We start from the raw sequence: 20,010 nt of genomic DNA, 5'->3' as shown, positions 1-20,010 counted from the left end.
ATCGTATGAGAGCTTTACATAAACTATGAAGTTAATTTAGTTCAAGACTTGATTTAAATCTTCAAAAAATGATGGGTAAGAGATGTTAATACACTCTTTGTTTTTGACGATTACTTCTTTGTCACAAATTAAGGAAGCAATCGCGCCCATCATACCTATGCGGTGATCGCCATATGAATCGATGGTTCCACCATTTAGCGGTGTGCCTCCCTGGATAACCATCCCATCTTCCCGTGCTTGGATATCTGCTCCTAATTTGGAGAGCGTTTCAACAACAGCTTCAATTCGATCTGTTTCCTTATAACGCAGTTCTTCTGCATCTTTTATGATTGTTTCCCCTTCTGCTTGCGTTGCTGCTAGAGCAAGGATCGGAATTTCATCAATCACATTTGGGATAAGCTCCCCTTCTAAAGTCATTCCATTTAGTCGGCTATGTCGAACGACGATGTCACCAACGGGTTCACTTCCAATATGCGTATGTACCTGGACTTCTATATTGGCTCCCATATCTATTAGTGCTTTTACAATTCCGTCACGCGTCGGATTAAGTCCGACATCCCGAATCACCAACTCACTTCCAGGGACAATGGATGCAGCGACTAGGAAAAAGGCTGCCGAAGAAATATCCCCAGGGACCTTGATATTTGAAGCAGAAGGCTTTTGTCCACCCCTAATTTTGATGGATCTCCCTTCAACATGTAGATCCACACCGAATTCAGGAAGAAGCATTTCCGTATGATTTCTTGTTTCCCCAAGCTCAATTACTTCTGTTTCACCTTCTGCCAACAAACCTGCTAAAAGCAATGCTGACTTCACTTGAGCACTTTTCACTGTCAATTCATGGCGCGTCCCGGCCAGTTTTTTTCCGCGGAAAGCAAGTGGCAGCAAAGAGTCACCTTCTCGACCCCGGATCTCCGCTCCCATCATTCTCAGCGGTTGGATGACACGGTCCATGGGACGCTTGGACAATGACTCGTCTCCATATGCTGTTGTGAATAATGGAAGCCCTGCAAGCACTCCGCTCATTAACCGGGCCGTTGTTCCTGAATTACCAAAATTGATTGGTTGGGAAGGTTCGCTTAGGTGAGAAATCCCTTTGCCATGAACTGTAATCTTATTACCTTCTTGCTCAATATTCACGCCCATGAGTCGGAAGGCTTCGACGGTTCTCAAGCAATCTTCACCGGTAAGGAAATTCGTAATAACAGAAGTTCCTTCCGCTAATGCCGAGAAGATAACGGATCGGTGGGAGATGGATTTATCTCCAGGTACAGATAAGTCTCCTTTTAGTCGTCTATCTGTAGGTTTCAACTCAATGCTAGACATAAGAATCCTCCTCTAATGCTGGATCATCACTTCATATTGGTAATGATCTAATATTTCTTTACTCTTCCATTGTTCTTCACTTGTAGCAAAGCTGATTCTAAGCACCCCGGTGATCCCTTCTCGAATTTCAAGGATTTGGATATTCTTAATGCTGATGGCCTCTTCAGCCAGGATCCCAATCACATCGCGAATCGCACCTGGTTGGTCGTGGATGTCGACGTAGATGTCATAGAAAGAAGGGATGGCCCCTTTGTCTTTTGTAGGCAGGCCGTCTCTGTACAATTTAGCATCAGATAGATACTTGTATGTTTTCTCTTTTTCTCCCTGGGAAAGGTAGTCTTTTATCCTCTCCATCTCTCCGATCCAATCATCGAGCATGGAAATAAGGAGCTTTTTATTTTGAAAGAAAATATCCTGCCACAACTTCGGATTACTGGAGGCGATTCTAGTAATGTCTTTGAACCCTCCTGCAGCCATCTGCTTAATATAGGGATGTGTTCCTTCCCATTCTTTCGCCTGATGAACGAGAGATGAAGCGATCAAGTGCGGAAAATGAGAGATGACCGCCGTCATCTCATCATGTTCCTGCGTAGTAAATGTTACAAAACGGGCCTTCGTTTTTGATAGAAGGTCCTTAATTACATCCGCTTCCTTCTCATCGGCATGAACAGAAGGTGTCAACACATAAATCGCATTCTCAAACAGGTGGGGTTTTGCAGCTGTGTAGCCATGTTTGTGTGAACCAGCCATCGGGTGCCCGCCTACGAAAGAAAGCAAGGGATGGGATAAACGGTTCGCCGCTTCAAGCACTTGGTTTTTCACAGAAGACACGTCTGTTACCAACAAAGGCTTTTTTAAATCCATGGATCCGAGTTTATGGATATAATCGATGGTAATCGAAATAGGTGTAGCTAAAATGCAGACATCCGCTTCAAGAGCAGATTCTTCAAAATTGAAAGAGGCCTGATCGATCACCCCTTGCTTTAACGCCATGTTAAGAGTTTCTTCATCCCCATCCATACCAATGATGAAGACATCCTCTTTTTTAGCGACATTCATAGCTATGGAACCACCGATAAGTCCTAAACCAACGATGAGTATGGTCTGCTTCATTGTTCACGAACAGCAGCAAGCTTTTCCTTCATAGCTTCCTGAATCTCCTGCATGTCCTCTTTTTTCCCAATGGTCAACCGTATGGTATTCGGCAGCCCCAGCGCTTCGCCGGAACGTACGATAAACCCTTTCGTCAACAAGTATTCAAACATTTCATCACCACTGCAAGGCAGATGGATCAAAAGGAAATTAGCCTGGGTATCAAAGTAATTCAATCCATGATTTTCACAGAATTGCATCAATGATTTCTTGTTTTTCCAGTTTTCTTGAACCGTCTCTTCAATAAACTTCTGATCATCTAAGGCCATAAGAGCGGCAGCTTGTGCCACCGTAGATGTGTTGAATGGCTCGCGGGACGGTTCAAGAATCTGAATGACTTCTGGATGACCGACTCCATAGCCGATTCGTAAACCAGCTAAGCCGTAAGCTTTAGAGAAAGTACGGAGTACCATCAGGTTTGGATAGTGATTCAGCGCTTCTATCGAGTCAAAGGCATCATCCGCTTCCAAATATTCATAATAAGCTTCATCAATGACAACAAGGACGTGATCAGGCGTACGTTCCAGGACCGACTGCAGTGTCGTTTGGTCGATATGGACGCCTGTCGGATTGTTTGGTGTACATATCCATAAGACACGGGTTTGCTCATCAATTTTTTCAAGCATGCCTTCTAAATCATGGTGACCATCGATGAGTGGGACTTCTCTGACTTCCGCACCTTCAATTAAAGCATTGTGGCGATACTGCGGAAACGTTGGTGTTGCCATGACCGTATTGGCACCCGGCTCAAGAAACGTGCGGCAAATGATCTGCACCACTTCATCAGAACCATTACCGAAAATCAATTGATTCTCTTCCACACCGATGAAACGGGCGACTTTCTTTCTGATTTCTGCACCATATCCATCAGGATAGATTTCTAAATTGGAAATCAGTTTCGGCAGTTCCTTCTCGACCACAGGAGAAAAACCAAATGGATTTTCATTGGAAGCAAGCTTAACGATTCGATCCAAACCGAATTCTTTCTTTACTTCCTCGATCCCTTTTCCCGGCTTATATGGCTTCATATTTTTTAGAATGTCTTTGGCTTTCATTGGGATACTCCTCTCAACTCTTTAAATCTGGTCTCAGTTGTTTTGCATGATTATGATAGATATGCTGAATGTCTTTTTGTGCAATTTCGGTTTGTACGGTCACCATGACCCGGATACACTTCTCAAGACTACCAGGGACCGGAATTTCCCGCATGCACATGACCGGGACATACGTCCATCCATCTATTTTTCTCAGGGACTTTGCAGGGAAGGCATCATTCAGATCCTCTGTCACTGTAAAATAGACGGAAACAACATCTGTTGCTTCAATATGATTGGAAGCTATGACATCTCGAAGCAATTGATAGGATTGTTCTACAATTTCATCATGTTCATTTTTTTCAACCGTTGTCGCTCCTCTTACACCTCGAACCATCATTCTCCACTCACCTCATTTATTAAAAGAGACATTTGTTCTAGTAGTTGTTCCTCTTCGACTTCCACAACATAAGGGTCACTCAGTTCATGGAGTAGGACAAAATTGATTTTCTGCCGAAGGGTTTTCTTATCCAACTTCATTTTCTCCAGCATTCGATCGGGACGAATCTTAGTTAATATGGATACTGGATAATTATTTTTATCCAGCCACTCCTTGTAGGCTTCAACCGGGAGCTGCGCCCCTTTAAGTTCGTTACTCAACCTCATCATAAATAGAAGCCCTACGGCAACAGCCTCCCCATGAGTGATTTCACCATAGCCAAGCTCCGCTTCAATCGCATGGGCAAGGGTGTGACCTAAATTCAAGTATTTACGGATTCCAGCTTCTCTTTCGTCCTCTTCTACGATCGAAGCCTTCACTTGGATCCCTTTCCTTAGATCGCTCTCTAACTGTTCTCCTGTTAGTTCAGAAAGCTTTCCTTTTAACAGTCGATGCGCCCAGTCTTCGTCACTGAGAAAAGCATGTTTGATCACTTCCCCATACCCAGAACGAATTTCACTTTCCGGCAGGGTATCTATCGTTTCAATATCATAGATTACCTTCACTGGATGATAAAAAGAACCAATCAGGTTTTTTCCTTTGGGATGATTGATGGCAACTTTCCCGCCTACACTGCTGTCATGGGCTAAAATCGTAGTAGGCATCTGGATGTAATCAACCCCGCGTAAATAAGTCGACGCTACAAACCCAGCCAAATCACCAATCATGCCCCCGCCAAGGGCGACAATGAGAGATTTCCGGTCCAAGTTCACATCCACACAACGGTCCAGAAGCTCTTCGTACCTGGTCATACTTTTCGAAGACTCTCCGGCAGGAACGACGGCGGTAAATACAGGAGCAGCTTCTGATAAACTTTCTTTCACCTCTTGTAAGTAAAGTTCCTTAACCGTACTGTCTGTAATAACTAATATAGACGTGTATTCAGATGAAAGGAAAGAAGCCAACTGATGCCTCAAACCTTTACCAATCAAAACATCGTAGTCATGGCTACTTGATCGGACCGTAACCGATGCCATTAAAATTCACGTACTTCCTTACGGTAATCATCGACCGCACGCTTGAGACGAGGGAAGTAGTCAGCTGGAAACTCATCAGTAATGGCTTTAGCGAGCTCAAAAGCAACAATATGCTCCATCACAACAGAAGCTGCCGGGACAGCGCAGGAATCAGAGCGCTCGATGCTTGCGTTAAACGGTTCTTTGGTCTCTATGTCCACACTTTGTAACGGTTTGTACAAGGTGGGGATGGGCTTCATAACCCCTTTAACGACAATCGGCATGCCGGTCGTCATTCCACCTTCAAATCCACCTAGACGGTTGGTTCGACGGTAATATCCTCGTTCCTCGCTCCATAAGATCTCATCATGGACCTCGCTCCCGTTTCTGCGAGCAGCTTCAAAACCAATACCGAATTCGACCCCTTTGTAGGCATTAATACTCATCACTGATCCAGCGATTTTTGCATCCAGCTTTCGATCATATTGAACATAAGAACCAAGACCAGGAGGCATTCCTTCTACGTAGACCTCAGTCACCCCGCCGATGGAGTCTCCTTCTTTCTTCGCTTCATCAATCGCTTGCATCATCTTCTCTGCTGCCTTTTCATCAAAAGTACGAACAGGAGAGGCCTCGGAAATTTCTCTACGCTGCTGCAGGGTCAGGTTTTCATCAACATCTGACACAATGCCTGCAATCTCACGCACATAGCCTGTCACTTCAATCCCTAGTTCTTTCAAAAGAACCTTGGCTACGGCTCCTGCCCCGACGCGTGCAGCTGTTTCCCTTGCTGATGAACGTTCGAGGACATTCCTCATGTCTCTATGACCGTATTTCATACCACCATTCAAATCTGCATGACCTGGGCGGGGTTTTGTTACGGTACGACGAATCTTTTGTGTGTCCTCTGGCAGAGGATCTTCACCCATAATATCCGTCCAGTGTTTAAAATCATCATTATTTACAACGAGAGTGATTGGAGAGCCAAGAGTATATCCATGACGAACCCCACTCGTAATTTCTACTAAGTCTTTTTCGATTTGCATACGTTTCCCACGCCCGTATCCGCCTTGGCGTCTGATCAATGATTCATTTATTTGCTCTCTCAATAAAGGAAGATGAGAAGGAATTCCTTCAATAATTGTAGTTAATTGCTTTCCATGTGATTCACCAGCGGTCAAGTAGCGCATAAACGTACCTCCTATGTATTCATCCCCTAGTAGGGGTGTTCTAAATTTTAGATACTACTATATCATATGGATGTAAATTTGTGTCGTCAAAATATCGGAATTTTTATAAAATAAGAATAGAAAGCGCTTCCGTTCACTTATTTTTGCCATTTTCTATAAAAAAACGTGTCATATACTTCAAATCCATGGGTTTGCGGAGAGAAAATCTGCTCTGTGCTACCGACGAAGAAGATCCCTCCATCTATGAGTGAATGACTGAAATTTTTGTAGATGGTCTTCTTCGCTTCTTCAGTAAAATAAATCATTACATTGCGACAGACAATAAGATCAAAATCTTTCTGATAACGATCGGCTAAAAGATTGTGCTTCTTGAAGGTGACACTCTTTCTGACCTCATCAATCACACGGTAGGTGCTTCCTTCTTTTCTAAAGTATTTTTTAAGAATCTCTGGCGGTACTTCCTTCAATGACCTCTCATGATACAGGCCTGCTTGAGCCTTCCCTAAAGCATGACCATCGAGATCTGTTGCAAGGATCTCCACTTGTTGAAGAGGGATGTGTCGATTCAATACCATAGCCAACGTGTATGGTTCTTCACCCGTAGAGCATGCGGCACTCCATATCCGTAACTTCTTCTTTTTTTGAAGCAAATAGGGAATGACTTTTTCTTCGAGCACTTCAAACCTCTTTCTATTCCGGTAAAATTCAGATACATTGATCGTCATACGATCTAAAAATTCATTCAACAACAGTGAATTGTCTTCCAGAGCATTGAAATAGCTTTTGAAATTATCGTGCCCGCGCTTCTCCCTTAAGGAAGTCAGCCTTCGCTTCATTTGTGCTTCCTTGTACTGCGATAAATCGATTCCTGTTTTTGTATGAACTCTCTCTATGAATTGTATGTAATCCTCACTCATTGCCAAAACTCCCTCTGCTTATTCCATATAAGCGTACTCCAGCATCATCTGGTTGTAAACGAACAATCACGACGACCCGACAAATAGCTCCCGATTCTTGTATACTTAAAACTTCATAGAGAGCAATTTATGCTGACAACAATCAGGATAACGGGACACCTTCCTACTTGGTGCTGTTCATTCCTTTGCTGTTCTGCTTATGACGCAAGTAGCTGGATGATGGAACTAGACGAGTAGCTTCCTAGCCTCCCCTGACGCTCAATCCCCGCAACGGATCTCGGGAACATCGGGCAACTGGCTCTTCCACAACCCTGTCAAATCGTGGAACAGCCTTTCATATGTTTATGAAATAAAAAAGCCACCTTTGGAAGGTGGCTTTCTCATTAGTAGATCCAGTTGAGTGAATCTTTCTCGTAATCGACAAGTTCTTTTTCATCAAAAAACAAACCGATTTCTCTTTCAGCACTTTCTTTTGAATCAGAGCCATGGATGACGTTTTTCCCTACTGTTACTCCAAGATCACCACGGATGGTTCCCGGAGCAGCTTCAACGGGCTTTGTAGCTCCCATCATTGTACGTGCAGTTGCAATTACATCTTCGCCTTCCCAAACCATTGCAAAGACAGGACCTGAGGTGATGAAGTCTACGAGCTCACCGAAGAATGGTCTTTCCTTATGTTCACCATAATGTTCTTCTGCAAGTTCTGTAGGGATTGCCATCAACTTCGCCCCTGCCAGTTTAAACCCTTTGCGTTCAAATCTTGCTGTAATATCACCAATCAAATTGCGTTGTACACCATCTGGTTTAACCATCAAAAAAGTCTTTTCCATGACAAACACCTCATCTTATGTATAGTGTGAAAGCGCTTTTAATAAGTGCCATAAAAAAGTCTATCAAACAAAGGCAAGAAAGGCAATAGATTTATGCCCTTCTTTTACCAATATACTTTGCAATTCCTTTGAGTGTCTGTTTTGCACGATTTGCTGGTAATTTGTTCAGGGCTTGATAAGCTTTTTTCAAATAACGATCACTCAGTTCCAGTGACCGTTCAATCGAACCATTGGACTGAACTTTCTCTATCAAGGATTGAAGTTGAGCCGCTGTCAGATCTTCCTTCTGCTGAAAAACATGTTCCAGTTCCTTTTTGAACTCATGATCTTCCATAGAAAAAAGAACAGGTAGAGTAATATTCCCTTGAAGAAGATCACTGCCTGCAGGTTTACCTAATTCTTTCTCAGATGCCGTAAAATCCAGAACATCATCAATGATTTGGTAGGACATCCCAACATAGTATCCATACTGATAAAGAGCACGCTCATGAGCTGGCTCTGCATTTGCTGCTATAGCACCAAGCCTGCAGCTAGCTGCGATAAGCAATGCGGTTTTCCTTTTAACTCTCCGTAAATATGTACGAAGATGTTGTTCAATATTGTATTTATCTCTGATTTGTTCAATTTCCCCTAGACATAATTCAACCATTGTCCCGGCAAGGATCTGATGAGCCCGGGGATTTTCAAGTACTGATAGATTCTCAAGCGACCTGGCAAAAATATAGTCTCCCGTGTACATAGCAATCCTGTTATCCCAGCGAGATTTAATTGTGGGCTCCCCACGTCTCAGTTCAGCTTCATCAATGACATCATCATGAACGAGGGAAGCGGTATGTATGAGCTCTAAAGAAACAGCGACAGCCTTCATGCGCTCGATATCATAGTCACCGAATTTACCACCAAGCAATACAAAGACAGGACGGATCCGTTTTCCACCTGCTTGTAACAATTGGCTGGAAGCTTCTCTAAGTACTGGATTGTCGGATTGTATTGTATCATTTACAGCCTCTTCGATTACCGCAAGGTCATTTTTAAGAAAAGAGTAAATCATTGCTAGTTTCATGGCATTTCATCCTTAGTTATTGCTTTTCCCCCATATGCATGGCTGCAACGCCGCCCGTATAGGATTTTACAGTTACATTTTTGAACCCGACTTCTTCAAACATCTCCTTCAGTTCCTTTTTCCCTGGAAAGTCTTTCGCTGATTCGTGAAGCCAGCTGTACTCCTGATAACTTTTGGCAAAAAGCTTACCGAACACAGGCATGATTTTTCCGAAATAAAAATAATAGAGTTTTTTGAAGACGGGGTTGGTCGGTTGTGAAGTTTCTAAACAGACGACTTTGCCTCCAGGTTTCACGACACGATGCAACTCTTTTAGAACTTGTTGATAATCAGGAACATTCCTTAAACCAAAGCCGATCGTTACAAAATCGAACTGGTGATCTTCATAAGGCAGGCTCATGGCATTACCATGCTGAAATTCCACTTGGCTTACCCTGCCGGCAAGCTTTTTCTTAATGCCTACGGACAACATGTTCTCACTGAAGTCAAGGCCGATCACTTTCCCCTGTGTACCGACTTCATTGGCCAGTGCCATCGTCCAATCCCCTGTCCCGCAGCAGACATCAAGCGCATGGTCTCCCTTTTTCACATTCATACGTTTCATGACATCTCTCCGCCATAATCGGTGTTGTTGAAAGGAGATAATTGAATTCATACTATCATAACGTTCATAAATTTTTTCGAATACATGATGTACTCTTTCTTCTTTTGATTGTGGTTCCATATTCACCCTTCTTCCGCTATCTTTCTATGGTTGAATTGATGATGAATAGCCGCGTGCATGTAAGATTTCAGCCAGTTGAAATGGACGGGTAGCTGGGTGATCGTCGTTTCCAGCCGGTGCATGTGATTTTGCAGCATTTGTTCAATGTTCACCACTACTTGGCCACTATTCCCAAGTAAAGCCGGGCGTTTGATGAGGGCATCAATAAGAGGGGAGAAATTCCCTTCCTGATAGCTGCGCTTTGCTTCCATCAACTTTTTAGCTAAAAGCCATTCGCCAGCCATATCATTAATGGCTGTTTTTTGGACATACGAAGCAACCCTTTGAATAAGCAGAGACTCAATTTTTTTCAAACCTTCTAAAAATTCTTGGAATGACTCCACATCTTTATAATAAAGTTCCATCTTCAATTCATTGATTTCCTTAATCGCCCCAGCAAGCGTATGAATCATAGGAATGTCGTCAAGTTGAGAAAGCAGATAATAATACAGGCCGCTATAATAATCGCCGGCAAGGACCGTCAATTGACGACTGCGAATGATGTCACGATCATCTTCTTCATCTGATAAAGTAACGAGATCGTGTGTATCAAGAGCAATCTGTACAAGCATCGTTGTAATGATGTATTGTTCTTTTTTCACCTCAGACAAATTCGTGTGATCCATGATTGAAGACAAAATGACAAGTTTGTCTTCATCGATCGTCGGCTCAGGGATAAAACGTACCAAATAAGGGTGGCGAACTTTCGATGCAATTTTTCGTTTGAGTTGTTTGATGTCGTTATCTGAAGAATTCAACTTGATCACCTTGTCCCTTCCTGAACACTATTAAACCATTCCTATTATAGCATATTTGACCTTTTACTGTTTACTATGTATACGTTCGCAGAGCGAAGGTCACTCTGCCTCGTTCGTCATTTCTCCGTGGCTCGTTTGAATGACCGCTTTCCCACGCACTTTCACGGCAGAAGTATGCTCTGTAAACTGAGCAATCATGACTTCCCCACGATCAAGCTTTTCAGAGTGATGGAAACGTGTATCCGTACCGCGGGTCAAACCGATGACATTCACACCATCTTCAAGGGCTTTTATCACAAAGAAATCGTTGTTAGATGTAGTCATAAGGACCGCCTCCTTCTAGTATCATTACTATCTCTTAAAAAGGGGACTGTTGTCAAAACATCCACCTTGTTCACCCCTGCATAAGAACGGCCTCTCCATCATTATGGCCTCAATACAGGTTTTTAATAAAAATAAAAAGAAAAAGGGTGCACATGCACCCTTTTTCGAAGCCCTATGTAGCTATTATTTAACCGCATCTTTAAGGGCTTTACCAGGTTTGAAAGCTGGTACTTTACTCGCGGAGATTTCGATTTCTTCTCCAGTTTGCGGGTTACGGCCTTTACGTGCCGCGCGCTCACGTACTTCGAAGTTACCGAATCCAATTAATTGGACTTTATCACCGTCTTTAAGTGAATCCATGATAGATTCGAATACAGAATCTACAGCTTGTGTAGCATCTTTCTTAGAAAGATCAGCTTTTTCAGATACAGCGTTGATTAGATCTGTTTTATTCATGCCATTCACCTCCTCCCAAGAAGGTTTAACTCATTCAAGTGGTTTCATCCACTTCAAATGTTTATTTAGGTGCCATCTTTTGATGACAAGCCTTATAATAAACGAGTTTGTAGCGAAATTCAATAGACAATCATGTTAAAAACGCGTAACAATGCGACTTCAGAGCTGAATCTTGCTTCATTTACGGTCCCGCCTGCCATAATCTTCTTCAAGTGGCAAACCCGCTAAAACCTTGATATGCCGGGGTTTAGACAACTTTATTGATCTTCACATAGGTAATTACGACATCTACCTCAAAAAATCCTTTTAACTTCATAATTTTTTTCAAAAAAACACTGAAAAGAAAGCATTTGTCGTGTTTTTTTGAAGAAAAAAGAAGTTCCTATAGTCTTCTCTTGTGAAAGCAAAACCCAGGTATTCCATACAGGTCTGCCTCACTTCTGGAGTTCAAAAAGACTTCCAGATGCTCTATGTTTCGATGTTTTTTAAATACGTAAAAAAGAAAAAATTAAAAACGGCTCACACGGAGCCGTTATAAAATAATTGCGATCATACCACCAGATCCTTCATTGATGATACGTTCGAGCGTTTCTTGTAATTTGTATCTTGCATTTTCCGGCATGAGCGCCAGTTTAGCCTGTATGCCTTCACGTACGATTGAACTTAAGGATCTTCCGAAGATATCGGAATTCCAGATGGATAGTGGATCTTCCTCAAAGTCCTGCATCAGGTACCGCACAAGTTCTTCGCTCTGTTTCTCTGTACCTATAATTGGTGAAAATTCGGATTGGACATCCACTTTGACCATATGGATTGAAGGAGCGACAGCTTTCAAACGCACCCCGAATCTTGAGCCCTGCCTGATGATTTCAGGTTCATCAAGTGTCATATCTTCTAACGTCGGTGCAGCGATGCCATATCCGGTCTGTTTGACCATCTGTAAGGCATCAGCCACCTGGTCATACTCTCTCTTCGCATGTGAGAAATCCTGCATGATCTCAAGTAAATGATCTTTTCCTCGGATTTCTTCTCCGACAATTTCTTTCAAGACATGATCGTACAAATGCTCCGGCGCTTGAAGATCGATTTCAGCAATCCCTTCCCCAAGGTCCATACCCGAGATATGAGCACCCGTAATGTACTCGTATTGATCGAAGTTTCCTACGACCGTATCCACATCCCGTAATCGTTTAATATCCTTGACAGTATCTTCAATCGCTGCTTGAAGGTTGTTTCTCAACCAGTGACGAGAATCAAGCACCATCACCCAGCTAGGTAAGTTCACATTCACCTCAAGTACAGGGAATTCAAATAATGCTTCCCGAAGGACATTTTGAACGTCGTTTTCCCGCATGCTTTCTACAGAAAGCGCAAGGACGGGGATATCATATTTATCAGACAGATTCGCCCTCAATTTCTCCGTATTCGGATGATGAGGCTGAGCGGAGTTCACAATCATGATGAAAGGCTTTCCGACTTCCCTCAATTCTTCTACGATTTTCTCTTCCGCTTCTACATAATCAGAACGGGCGATTTCTCCAATGGTACCGTCTGTTGTCACAACGATTCCAATGGTCGAATGCTCCTGGATTACTTTTTGAGTACCGATTTCTGCGGCTTCATGAAAAGGAATCGCCTCTTCATACCAGGGAGTATGAATCATTCTTGGACCGTGCTCATCTTCATATCCGACTGCACCCTTCACGGCATAGCCGACGCAGTCAACCATGCGGACGCGGATGTCGAGGTGATCATCAATATTGATGTTTGCCGCCTGATTAGGGACAAACTTAGGTTCTGTCGTCATAATTGTCTTTCCGGCTGCACTCTGTGGCAGCTCATCCAACGCGCGCTCACGCTCTGACTCTTCCTCCATATTTGGTAATACTACGAGCTCCATGAATTTTTTTATGAATGTGGATTTTCCAGTACGAACAGCCCCAACGACTCCTAAATAAATATCTCCATTTGTCCGTTTGGAAATATCACTGAAGATATCAACCTTTTCCAAAGGATCCCCTCCCAAATAAAATTTCACCTTCATACAAGCCTAGACAATCTAATTCTATGACGTTGTCCTAGTGAAATATGCAAGAAATTATAAGTACAGATACTTCTAGTGGACAAACATTCATAGATGATTCGCATAAACAGGAGAAGAGAAACACTGGATAGGTAAAGGATAATCAAGTTTAGTTTATGCTCACTAAAAATCTATGAAAAAAACCGTCCCTCTATGCAGGAACGGTTAACAATCATGTCGATGGCTGAGCTTTGGAAAAAACCGGCTCCCCATCTTCTATTGTGTATGTGGTGGAATAGGCAGGGACGAATGGGGTATGATCCGTCAGTAAGTAACGGATATCTTCTCCATGCTCGTAACTGTGATCTTCATTTCTTAAGTAGGTGTACAAGTCTTTTCGATAATCAATATACACTCTTCCCTGTTCATCCAGATAAACGGGAAGTTTTTGATCAGAATAGGGACTGTTGACCATCGGAGGTTCGTCCATTCCGATTTTCTCATGATTAAGTTCATACACCCCAGGAGCTACGAAATCACCAAAAGGTGGAAATTTATTATTATCCCGGTAGAACTTCACTTTAACCTGCAAAGACCGCACCTCCTCTGTCGTTCTAAGGTCCAGCACTTTCACAGTCGGATCTGTTTCAGGATGGATGATGACATACTGATAATGGCCGCCGTTTTCAAACGAGGTACCCGGTAATTCAGAGAGAAGATTCATTTCTTTCAACTTACTGAATTCAATCGGATACTTCTGGAAGATTGGCGTATCCTGATCTTTCGTTTTGATAGGCAGAAGACCGTTTTTCTTCTCTTGATAGGTATCTACAGCATTTTGAACCATCTCAAGCTGCTGGTCATTCGGAACCTGGTTCTTCGCCAACTTGTTCTGCGGATATAGACATCCGGAAAGCAAGAATGCCGTCAAGGGCAATAATATGAATAAAAAGCGTTTCATGTGGTGTCTCCCTCCTGTTAGGCTGTAGGTCCGCTCAGGACGATATAAAATATGATGATTCCCCCGAAAATCATAAACAAATAGGCAAATACCGCAATCATCACTGATAGAAAGCCTTTTAATTTATACCTGCTTAAGTAAATCAAACCAACAGCCAGGAACAATGAAATAATCCCTGCGAAGGATATGTACATTTTGAGCATTGATTCAGACACAGTTCTTCCTCCTTCAAGCACACTTTGCTGATGGTATTATACCACATGTATCCATAAACGGACAGATGAGAAAACAGAGTCTATCAGTCTTGTATAGCCTTTCTTACAACTTTTTCTTAGAATGTCTCTCGCCTATATTTGTTGATGAATGGTTATTAAAGAATATGGTTCCCCTCCGCCCCCTTGTATTTCAGAAGGGGTCCCGAGCCACTTATGTGTCGTCTAAGGGCTGATGGTAATAGTGAGACTCTTATGGGGTATGAGGCCTACAAACATCTCGAAACTGATTCTTCAAGATAAGTGGGCTTATATGAAAATAATGACTTCGGTTTACTGCGTTTTTCAAATGAAAAACGCATAAAAAAATCCGGAGCAAATGGTTTGCTCCGGTTGACTAAACAATTCCCTGACCAGCTCATGTGTAATGATTGCTGCGTAATATCTTATGCATACGAATGAAGGACCGCCTCCTCAGGCGCCTATTGGTTCGTAATCATTTTAAAAACTTGCCCAAGGTATTCATATCCAGAGGCATGTTTTGTTTGGTGATTGCTTCAACGATTTTATCTTCCTTTGATTTAGACACGTTCTTATTAGCAACCTTTGCGAGCTGGCGAACAAGACGTCTGACCGTCTTTTCATCACTGAAATCAGCATTTTGTACAGAATTCGCCACTTTGAAGACATCTTCTGGGTCGATGTTTGCCTTTTTCTTCAGATGATCAAAAATATTCTTCTGAAAATCGTTCATGAACAATTGACCTCCTCGTGCGTTAGGTTCTGTGTAGTATATGCACGAGAGTCGATATGTGTCAGTCATTCATCTTTTCATCAAGAATATTTGTCAAGTCCTCCATTTCATGACGTCGAATCCTTGTCATCAATTCGTCGACGACATCTCTCGGATCAGCCGATTCAAATAAAATTCGGTAGATTCCTGAAGTGATCGGCATTTCCACTCCTTGCTCCTGCGCAAGTTGGAAAGCGGCTTTCGTCGTCCTGACACCTTCAACGACCATCCCCATTTGATCCAATACCTCATCCAATGGGTACCCTTGTCCAAGTTTATTCCCAGCCCTCCAATTTCGGCTGTGCGAGCTCGTACAAGTTACAATAAGGTCGCCGATACCTGTCAAGCCGGAGAAGGTGAGCGGGTTTGCTCCCATCGAGGTTCCAAGACGAGCAATTTCAGCAAGCCCTCTAGTAATCAGTGCTGCTTTAGCATTATCTCCGTAACCTAGCCCATCAGAAATACCAGCACCAAGGGCGATAATATTTTTCAATGCGCCCCCAAGTTCCACACCAACCAGATCAGGAGAGGTGTACACACGGAACTGTCGATTAATGAAGAGGTCCTGCACTTTTTCTGCGACTTCTAGTTCCTCTGAAGAAACCGTTACGGTCGTCGGCTGCCTGAGACTCACTTCTTCCGCATGACTTGGACCGGATAGAACGACGATATCTTCATATTTTTCTTTAGGGATCTCTTCGGAAATCACTTCAGAAACACGCTTGTAAGAGCCAGGCTCTATCCCCTTTGAAGCGTGTGTAATAATCACTTTTTCGTTTAGGACTTGCTTCAATTGACCGCAGACTTCTCTCATAGCCTTTGTAGGAACAACCAAAATGACATGTTTTGCATTTTTTACAGTTGCTCCTAGATCATGGCTTGCAGTAATCGAATGAGGAAGATCCACATCTTTTAAATATTTTTCATTTCTATGCGTTTGGTTGATTTCTTCAGCAAGGCTCTCCCTGTGTGTCCAGAGATGAACCTCATGCCCGTTATCAGCAAGAACGAGGGCAAGAGCTGTTCCCCAGCTCCCCGCACCAAGTACAGCTACTTTCTCCATGTTACCTGCTCCCTTCGTGAATGAATCAGCTACGTCTTCTAGCGAATATTTTAATTGGCGTTCCTTCGAAACCGAAGGCTTCACGAATCCTGTTTTCTAAAAATCGCTCATAAGTGAAGTGCATCAATTCTGGTTCATTGACAAACACCACAAAGCTTGGCGGTTTGACAGAAACTTGAGTGGCATAAAAGATCTTCAGCTTTTGACCTTTAATGGATGGAGATGGATTCATAGCAAGAGCGTCCATGATAACTTCGTTAAGCAGATTCGTCTGCACACGCTTCGCATGATTCTCGCTTGCTTCCAACACTTTTGGAATCAGTGTATGAATCCGTTTTTTTGTTTTGGCAGATAAAAAGACGACTGGAGCATAGTCCAGGAAACGGAACTGATCCCGAACCTTATCCTCAAACTCTTTCATCGTTTTTTCATCTGTCTCCACAGTATCCCATTTGTTGACAACAATAATGACAGCTTTTCCGGCTTCATGGGCATAGCCCGCAATCTTTTTGTCCTGTTCTTGAATCCCATCATCTGCATCAATTAATGCCAAAACAACATCCGAGCGTTCAATCGCTTTTAAAGCCCTCATGATGCTGTACTTTTCGGTCGTTTCATAAACTTTGCCTCGTTTTCTCATGCCGGCTGTATCAATGATCACATAATCTCGATCGTCTTTTGTGAAAGGAGTATCAATGGCATCCCTTGTCGTACCCGCGATATCACTGACAATTACGCGTTCCTGACCAAGAAGACTGTTTACGAGCGACGATTTTCCTACGTTCGGTCGTCCGATCAAGCTGAAACGAATGGTATCATCATCGATCTCTTCCTGAATTTTTTCCGGGAAGTGGCTCACTACTTCATCCAGCATATCGCCGAGTCCCAGACCATGTGTACCCGAAATCGGGAAAGGTTCACCAAAACCGAGGGAATAGAATTCATATATGTTTTCCCTCATTTCAGGATTGTCTACCTTGTTCACTGCAAGTACCACCGGTTTATTCGATTTGAATAATAGCTTGGCTACTTCTTCGTCAGCCCCTGTAATTCCATCACGGCCGTTCACCATGAAAACGATGACATCCGCTTCATCGATCGCTACTTGGGCCTGTGCTCTCATTTGCACGAGCAACGGCTCGTCCCCAAGTTCAATTCCACCTGTATCAATGACATTGAAACGAGTGGTCAACCATTCCGCTTCTGCATAAATCCGGTCCCTTGTGACACCGGGCGTATCTTCTACAATTGAAATTCTCTCTCCGACCAGTCGGTTAAATATCGTTGATTTCCCAACATTCGGTCGTCCTACAATAGCAATTACTGATTTTCTCATGAAAGGATCATCCTTTCTTTATTTCTATTTTCATTATTCCATGTTTCCTCAGTAGTGAAAAGCAAAAAAATACTGCTCTTCCCCGGGCGATGGTTTAATAGCCCATCTTCCGAAGAACAGCAGGAAGCCATTAACTTTATTATCTTAGCAAACTTTAGAAAAAGAAACAATTCTTTCTCAGTGCTTGACGATAATATAGAGTTGATCACTTAATGCATGAGCGATTCCATCTAAAATAGCTTCTAAGTTCGCTGCTATAGCTTCCATCTCTTCCTTTGTATCGCATTTAAATACAGCTGCACTGCCATGAACCCGATCATCCTCCGTAGTCACGGCTGCCAAAATGGCCTTCTCCATTTTCATGAATGATTCCTCCTACCTTTTCTCGAAGGCATTTGTATTGCATTTTCAAGGACGGGTACGTGTTCAATAATCTCCTTCGCTCGTTTAGAATCCTTCTCTTGAGGAAGAATGAACACACCAATCCTTCCATCATTCAAGTCTCTCTTGATCAATGGCACGAGAGCGGGAGTACCTGAATCCCTGAAAACTCCAAGGGTTACAGAAACGTCATGCAAAATAGCCTGTCGTTGACCGAGGTTAGCAATGGTGGAACGCACACTGAATTCTTTAGGGGTCAATACAAAGCCCATTCCATATTTCATAATCTCTTCCTGACGCTCAGGTAAACCAATGTTCATAATGTAAATGTTATCCACATACAACCCGGCTCCGTCGAAGGATATGGCCTTCTCTTCTACCGTTACGATATCGGAGAGCTTGGACCCGCTCATCAACATTCCAGATAGAAGGAAACATACGATAGCAGAACCTAAAGCCACCCAAACATTAAGGGCTAAGTAACAAAGAGTTACGACAAAAGAAGTGAAGATAACAAGGTAATTCCTGCTTTCGAAAGCCACCGCTATTCCTTCAATATACGTATTGCCCCGAGGGACAAGTTCATAAGAGTCCATTTCTGTTAATGTATTCCTCTCCATATTACGCACTTCCCGGAATTGTGAAGCCGCTAACGTCAAAAAGGTCACGGCTGTGAATTCTTTTTCCATAATAGAAGGAATGGCTATGGTTCCCAGTGCTGCTGCAATAAACCCTAAAGATAAATGGATGATCTTCCCATGAAGATAAGTAGGGTATTGCCTGTAATCCGTACGAAGCATAAAGACTCGAAGTGCTGTACCGACAAGGATTCCTAAAATAATGGGATACGTGTATTCATTCACACAAAAGCAGCTCCTTTTGATATGGATTTTCTTTTTTTACGTATCGATCTCTTCAATTGCTCCATGCCATGAAAAAGGAGCAGAACAAATACCCCTTTGATCCAAAAAGAAAGCATCACGTGAGTGGCAATCAGCCCTTCATTTTGATAAAGGGCGAAGATAAGGAAAGAGAATAAGGTACCCCCGGCATTCGTTAACATCCATAGACCGATCTGGCCACCTACATCCTTAATAAAAATTCGAAGAAGACCCGCAATCACAAGAGTGAACAGTGAAAGACCCGGAAAGTTTACCCATATTGGGTGAACAATAAGAAACATCCAAACAGCAGCGTAACCAATACTAAGAATGAACGGCCAGAAATAATCAAACAATGACCTTCTTATCGATATATATAGGTAGGTTCCGAGAACAACAAGGGTAATAATATGAAAGTAAAATTGCCCTTTTTGACTCCAGGAAAGCATGTCATATGTACACATAAAGACACCCAAAACCAGTAACAAATCGCGTTTGAATTTCCTTTTATGAATGAAAAAAATAGCTATAATTGTTAGTGACCACGCAAACCAATAAAAGGTTGCCTCCAAGACTCACACCTCCCAAGCTTCACCACTTATTATGTGTGGTTCATGAAAGCTTTAAACATTATCTATAAAGAATCAGGAATAACCTTTTGTGATTACTAGCTATTAAACAATATGGCAGGATTGTGGAAGACTCAGTTTCGAGACTTTCCAGGGTTCGTTGCCTGGGTTGAGCGTCAGGGGTGGCTGGGAAGCTACTCGCTTTCCTGTGGGGGAGTGCCGAGCTTCCTCGGACTTACGTCCTGCGGGATCTCACCTATCTCCTTTCTCCCACGGGAGTCTCGCAGCTTCCCAACCACCCCATACGATAAAAGTGATAAACGAACCCCTTTGCCCAGTATGAGTGTCTTTCACAGATCCTGAGTCTATAGTGATAAAGCGCTCTATAACAGGCTTTATCATTCAAAATGTTGTAGGAGAATCCATGTTGCTTCACTTTCCTTAGGAGTAAAAGCTTCCCTTTCCTGAAAGTGGTTTCGAGATAGTTATATAGCAAAGGGGCGGAGGGGAATGGCGAGACTCC

The 20,010-nt window shown here is 42.8% G+C and carries 22 protein-coding genes; all 22 read right to left on the bottom strand.

Annotated elements, in window-relative coordinates:
* Positions 1-36: 36 nt before the first annotated feature.
* Positions 37-1,326 carry a 3-phosphoshikimate 1-carboxyvinyltransferase gene (gene aroA / locus VKA52_RS19205; protein ID WP_326316886.1) on the bottom strand — a complete coding sequence of 430 codons (1,290 nt, stop codon included), beginning with the start codon at positions 1,324-1,326 and terminating at the stop codon, positions 37-39.
* A 12-nt stretch (positions 1,327-1,338) separates the two neighbouring features.
* Positions 1,339-2,439: a prephenate dehydrogenase gene (locus VKA52_RS19200; RefSeq protein ID WP_326316885.1), complete on the bottom strand. Its 1,101-nt coding sequence runs from the start codon at positions 2,437-2,439 to the stop codon at positions 1,339-1,341.
* A complete protein-coding gene (hisC, locus tag VKA52_RS19195) occupies positions 2,436-3,533 on the bottom strand; it encodes a histidinol-phosphate transaminase (protein ID WP_160913559.1) in 1,098 nt (365 codons plus the stop codon). Before hisC ends, VKA52_RS19200 begins: the two co-directional genes overlap by 4 nt.
* A gap of 13 nt (positions 3,534-3,546) precedes the next feature.
* Entirely contained in the window at positions 3,547-3,909 is a 363-nt protein-coding gene (gene aroH / locus VKA52_RS19190) for a chorismate mutase (RefSeq protein ID WP_160913820.1), read from the bottom strand.
* Positions 3,909-4,988, bottom strand: a complete 1,080-nt coding sequence (gene aroB / locus VKA52_RS19185; protein WP_326316884.1) for a 3-dehydroquinate synthase — start codon at positions 4,986-4,988, stop codon at positions 3,909-3,911. Before aroB ends, aroH begins: the two co-directional genes overlap by 1 nt.
* Positions 4,988-6,157 carry a chorismate synthase gene (gene aroC / locus VKA52_RS19180; RefSeq protein ID WP_160913563.1) on the bottom strand — a complete coding sequence of 390 codons (1,170 nt, stop codon included), beginning with the start codon at positions 6,155-6,157 and terminating at the stop codon, positions 4,988-4,990. Before aroC ends, aroB begins: the two co-directional genes overlap by 1 nt.
* Positions 6,158-6,294: 137 nt before the next feature.
* Entirely contained in the window at positions 6,295-7,074 is a 780-nt protein-coding gene (locus VKA52_RS19175; RefSeq protein WP_326316883.1) for a CheR family methyltransferase, read from the bottom strand.
* Positions 7,075-7,457: 383 nt separating this feature from the next.
* Positions 7,458-7,904 carry a nucleoside-diphosphate kinase gene (ndk, locus tag VKA52_RS19170; RefSeq protein WP_326316882.1) on the bottom strand — a complete coding sequence of 149 codons (447 nt, stop codon included), beginning with the start codon at positions 7,902-7,904 and terminating at the stop codon, positions 7,458-7,460.
* A 91-nt stretch (positions 7,905-7,995) separates the two neighbouring features.
* Positions 7,996-8,967 carry a heptaprenyl diphosphate synthase component II gene (gene hepT, locus VKA52_RS19165; RefSeq protein ID WP_160913569.1) on the bottom strand — a complete coding sequence of 324 codons (972 nt, stop codon included), beginning with the start codon at positions 8,965-8,967 and terminating at the stop codon, positions 7,996-7,998.
* Between the two features lie 16 nt (positions 8,968-8,983).
* A complete protein-coding gene (gene menG / locus VKA52_RS19160) occupies positions 8,984-9,691 on the bottom strand; it encodes a demethylmenaquinone methyltransferase (protein WP_326316881.1) in 708 nt (235 codons plus the stop codon).
* Positions 9,692-9,693: 2 nt separating this feature from the next.
* Positions 9,694-10,497 (bottom strand): heptaprenyl diphosphate synthase component 1, encoded by an 804-nt coding sequence (locus tag VKA52_RS19155; RefSeq protein ID WP_160913572.1) that lies wholly within the window; start codon positions 10,495-10,497, stop codon positions 9,694-9,696.
* A 90-nt stretch (positions 10,498-10,587) separates the two neighbouring features.
* Positions 10,588-10,812, bottom strand: a complete 225-nt coding sequence (gene mtrB / locus VKA52_RS19150) for a trp RNA-binding attenuation protein MtrB (RefSeq protein ID WP_160913574.1) — start codon at positions 10,810-10,812, stop codon at positions 10,588-10,590.
* Positions 10,813-10,995: 183 nt separating this feature from the next.
* Entirely contained in the window at positions 10,996-11,268 is a 273-nt protein-coding gene (locus tag VKA52_RS19145; protein ID WP_008638574.1) for an HU family DNA-binding protein, read from the bottom strand.
* 532 nt (positions 11,269-11,800) lie between these two features.
* Entirely contained in the window at positions 11,801-13,279 is a 1,479-nt protein-coding gene (spoIVA, locus tag VKA52_RS19140) for a stage IV sporulation protein A (RefSeq protein WP_160913576.1), read from the bottom strand.
* Between the two features lie 244 nt (positions 13,280-13,523).
* Entirely contained in the window at positions 13,524-14,252 is a 729-nt protein-coding gene (locus VKA52_RS19135; RefSeq protein WP_326316880.1) for a hypothetical protein, read from the bottom strand.
* 17 nt (positions 14,253-14,269) lie between these two features.
* The gene (locus VKA52_RS19130; protein WP_160913580.1) at positions 14,270-14,467 is read right to left on the bottom strand and encodes a DUF2768 family protein; all 198 of its coding nucleotides are present in this window, start codon (positions 14,465-14,467) and stop codon (positions 14,270-14,272) included.
* Between the two features lie 493 nt (positions 14,468-14,960).
* Positions 14,961-15,218, bottom strand: coding sequence for a stage VI sporulation protein F (locus VKA52_RS19125; protein ID WP_089652586.1), 258 nt, complete (start codon positions 15,216-15,218; stop codon positions 14,961-14,963).
* Between the two features lie 61 nt (positions 15,219-15,279).
* The gene (locus VKA52_RS19120; RefSeq protein WP_160913581.1) at positions 15,280-16,320 is read right to left on the bottom strand and encodes an NAD(P)H-dependent glycerol-3-phosphate dehydrogenase; all 1,041 of its coding nucleotides are present in this window, start codon (positions 16,318-16,320) and stop codon (positions 15,280-15,282) included.
* 25 nt (positions 16,321-16,345) lie between these two features.
* Complete coding sequence (gene der / locus VKA52_RS19115; RefSeq protein ID WP_160913582.1) at positions 16,346-17,656, bottom strand: ribosome biogenesis GTPase Der; 1,311 nt, start codon at positions 17,654-17,656, stop codon at positions 16,346-16,348.
* Between the two features lie 177 nt (positions 17,657-17,833).
* Positions 17,834-18,019, bottom strand: coding sequence for a capping complex subunit for YIEGIA (locus VKA52_RS19110; protein ID WP_146816027.1), 186 nt, complete (start codon positions 18,017-18,019; stop codon positions 17,834-17,836).
* Entirely contained in the window at positions 18,016-18,900 is an 885-nt protein-coding gene (locus VKA52_RS19105; RefSeq protein WP_326316879.1) for a YIEGIA family protein, read from the bottom strand. Before VKA52_RS19105 ends, VKA52_RS19110 begins: the two co-directional genes overlap by 4 nt.
* Positions 18,897-19,490: a YphA family membrane protein gene (locus tag VKA52_RS19100; protein ID WP_442788866.1), complete on the bottom strand. Its 594-nt coding sequence runs from the start codon at positions 19,488-19,490 to the stop codon at positions 18,897-18,899. The genes VKA52_RS19105 and VKA52_RS19100 overlap by 4 nt, the downstream gene beginning before the upstream one ends.
* Positions 19,491-20,010 lie beyond the last annotated feature (520 nt).

The organism is Halobacillus sp. HZG1 (assembly GCF_035818575.1).
Classification (GTDB): Bacteria; Bacillota; Bacilli; order Bacillales; family Halobacillaceae; genus Halobacillus; species Halobacillus litoralis.
The sequence above is the reverse complement of the archived record's forward strand: the minus strand, read 5'-3'. Positions and strand labels throughout refer to the sequence as shown.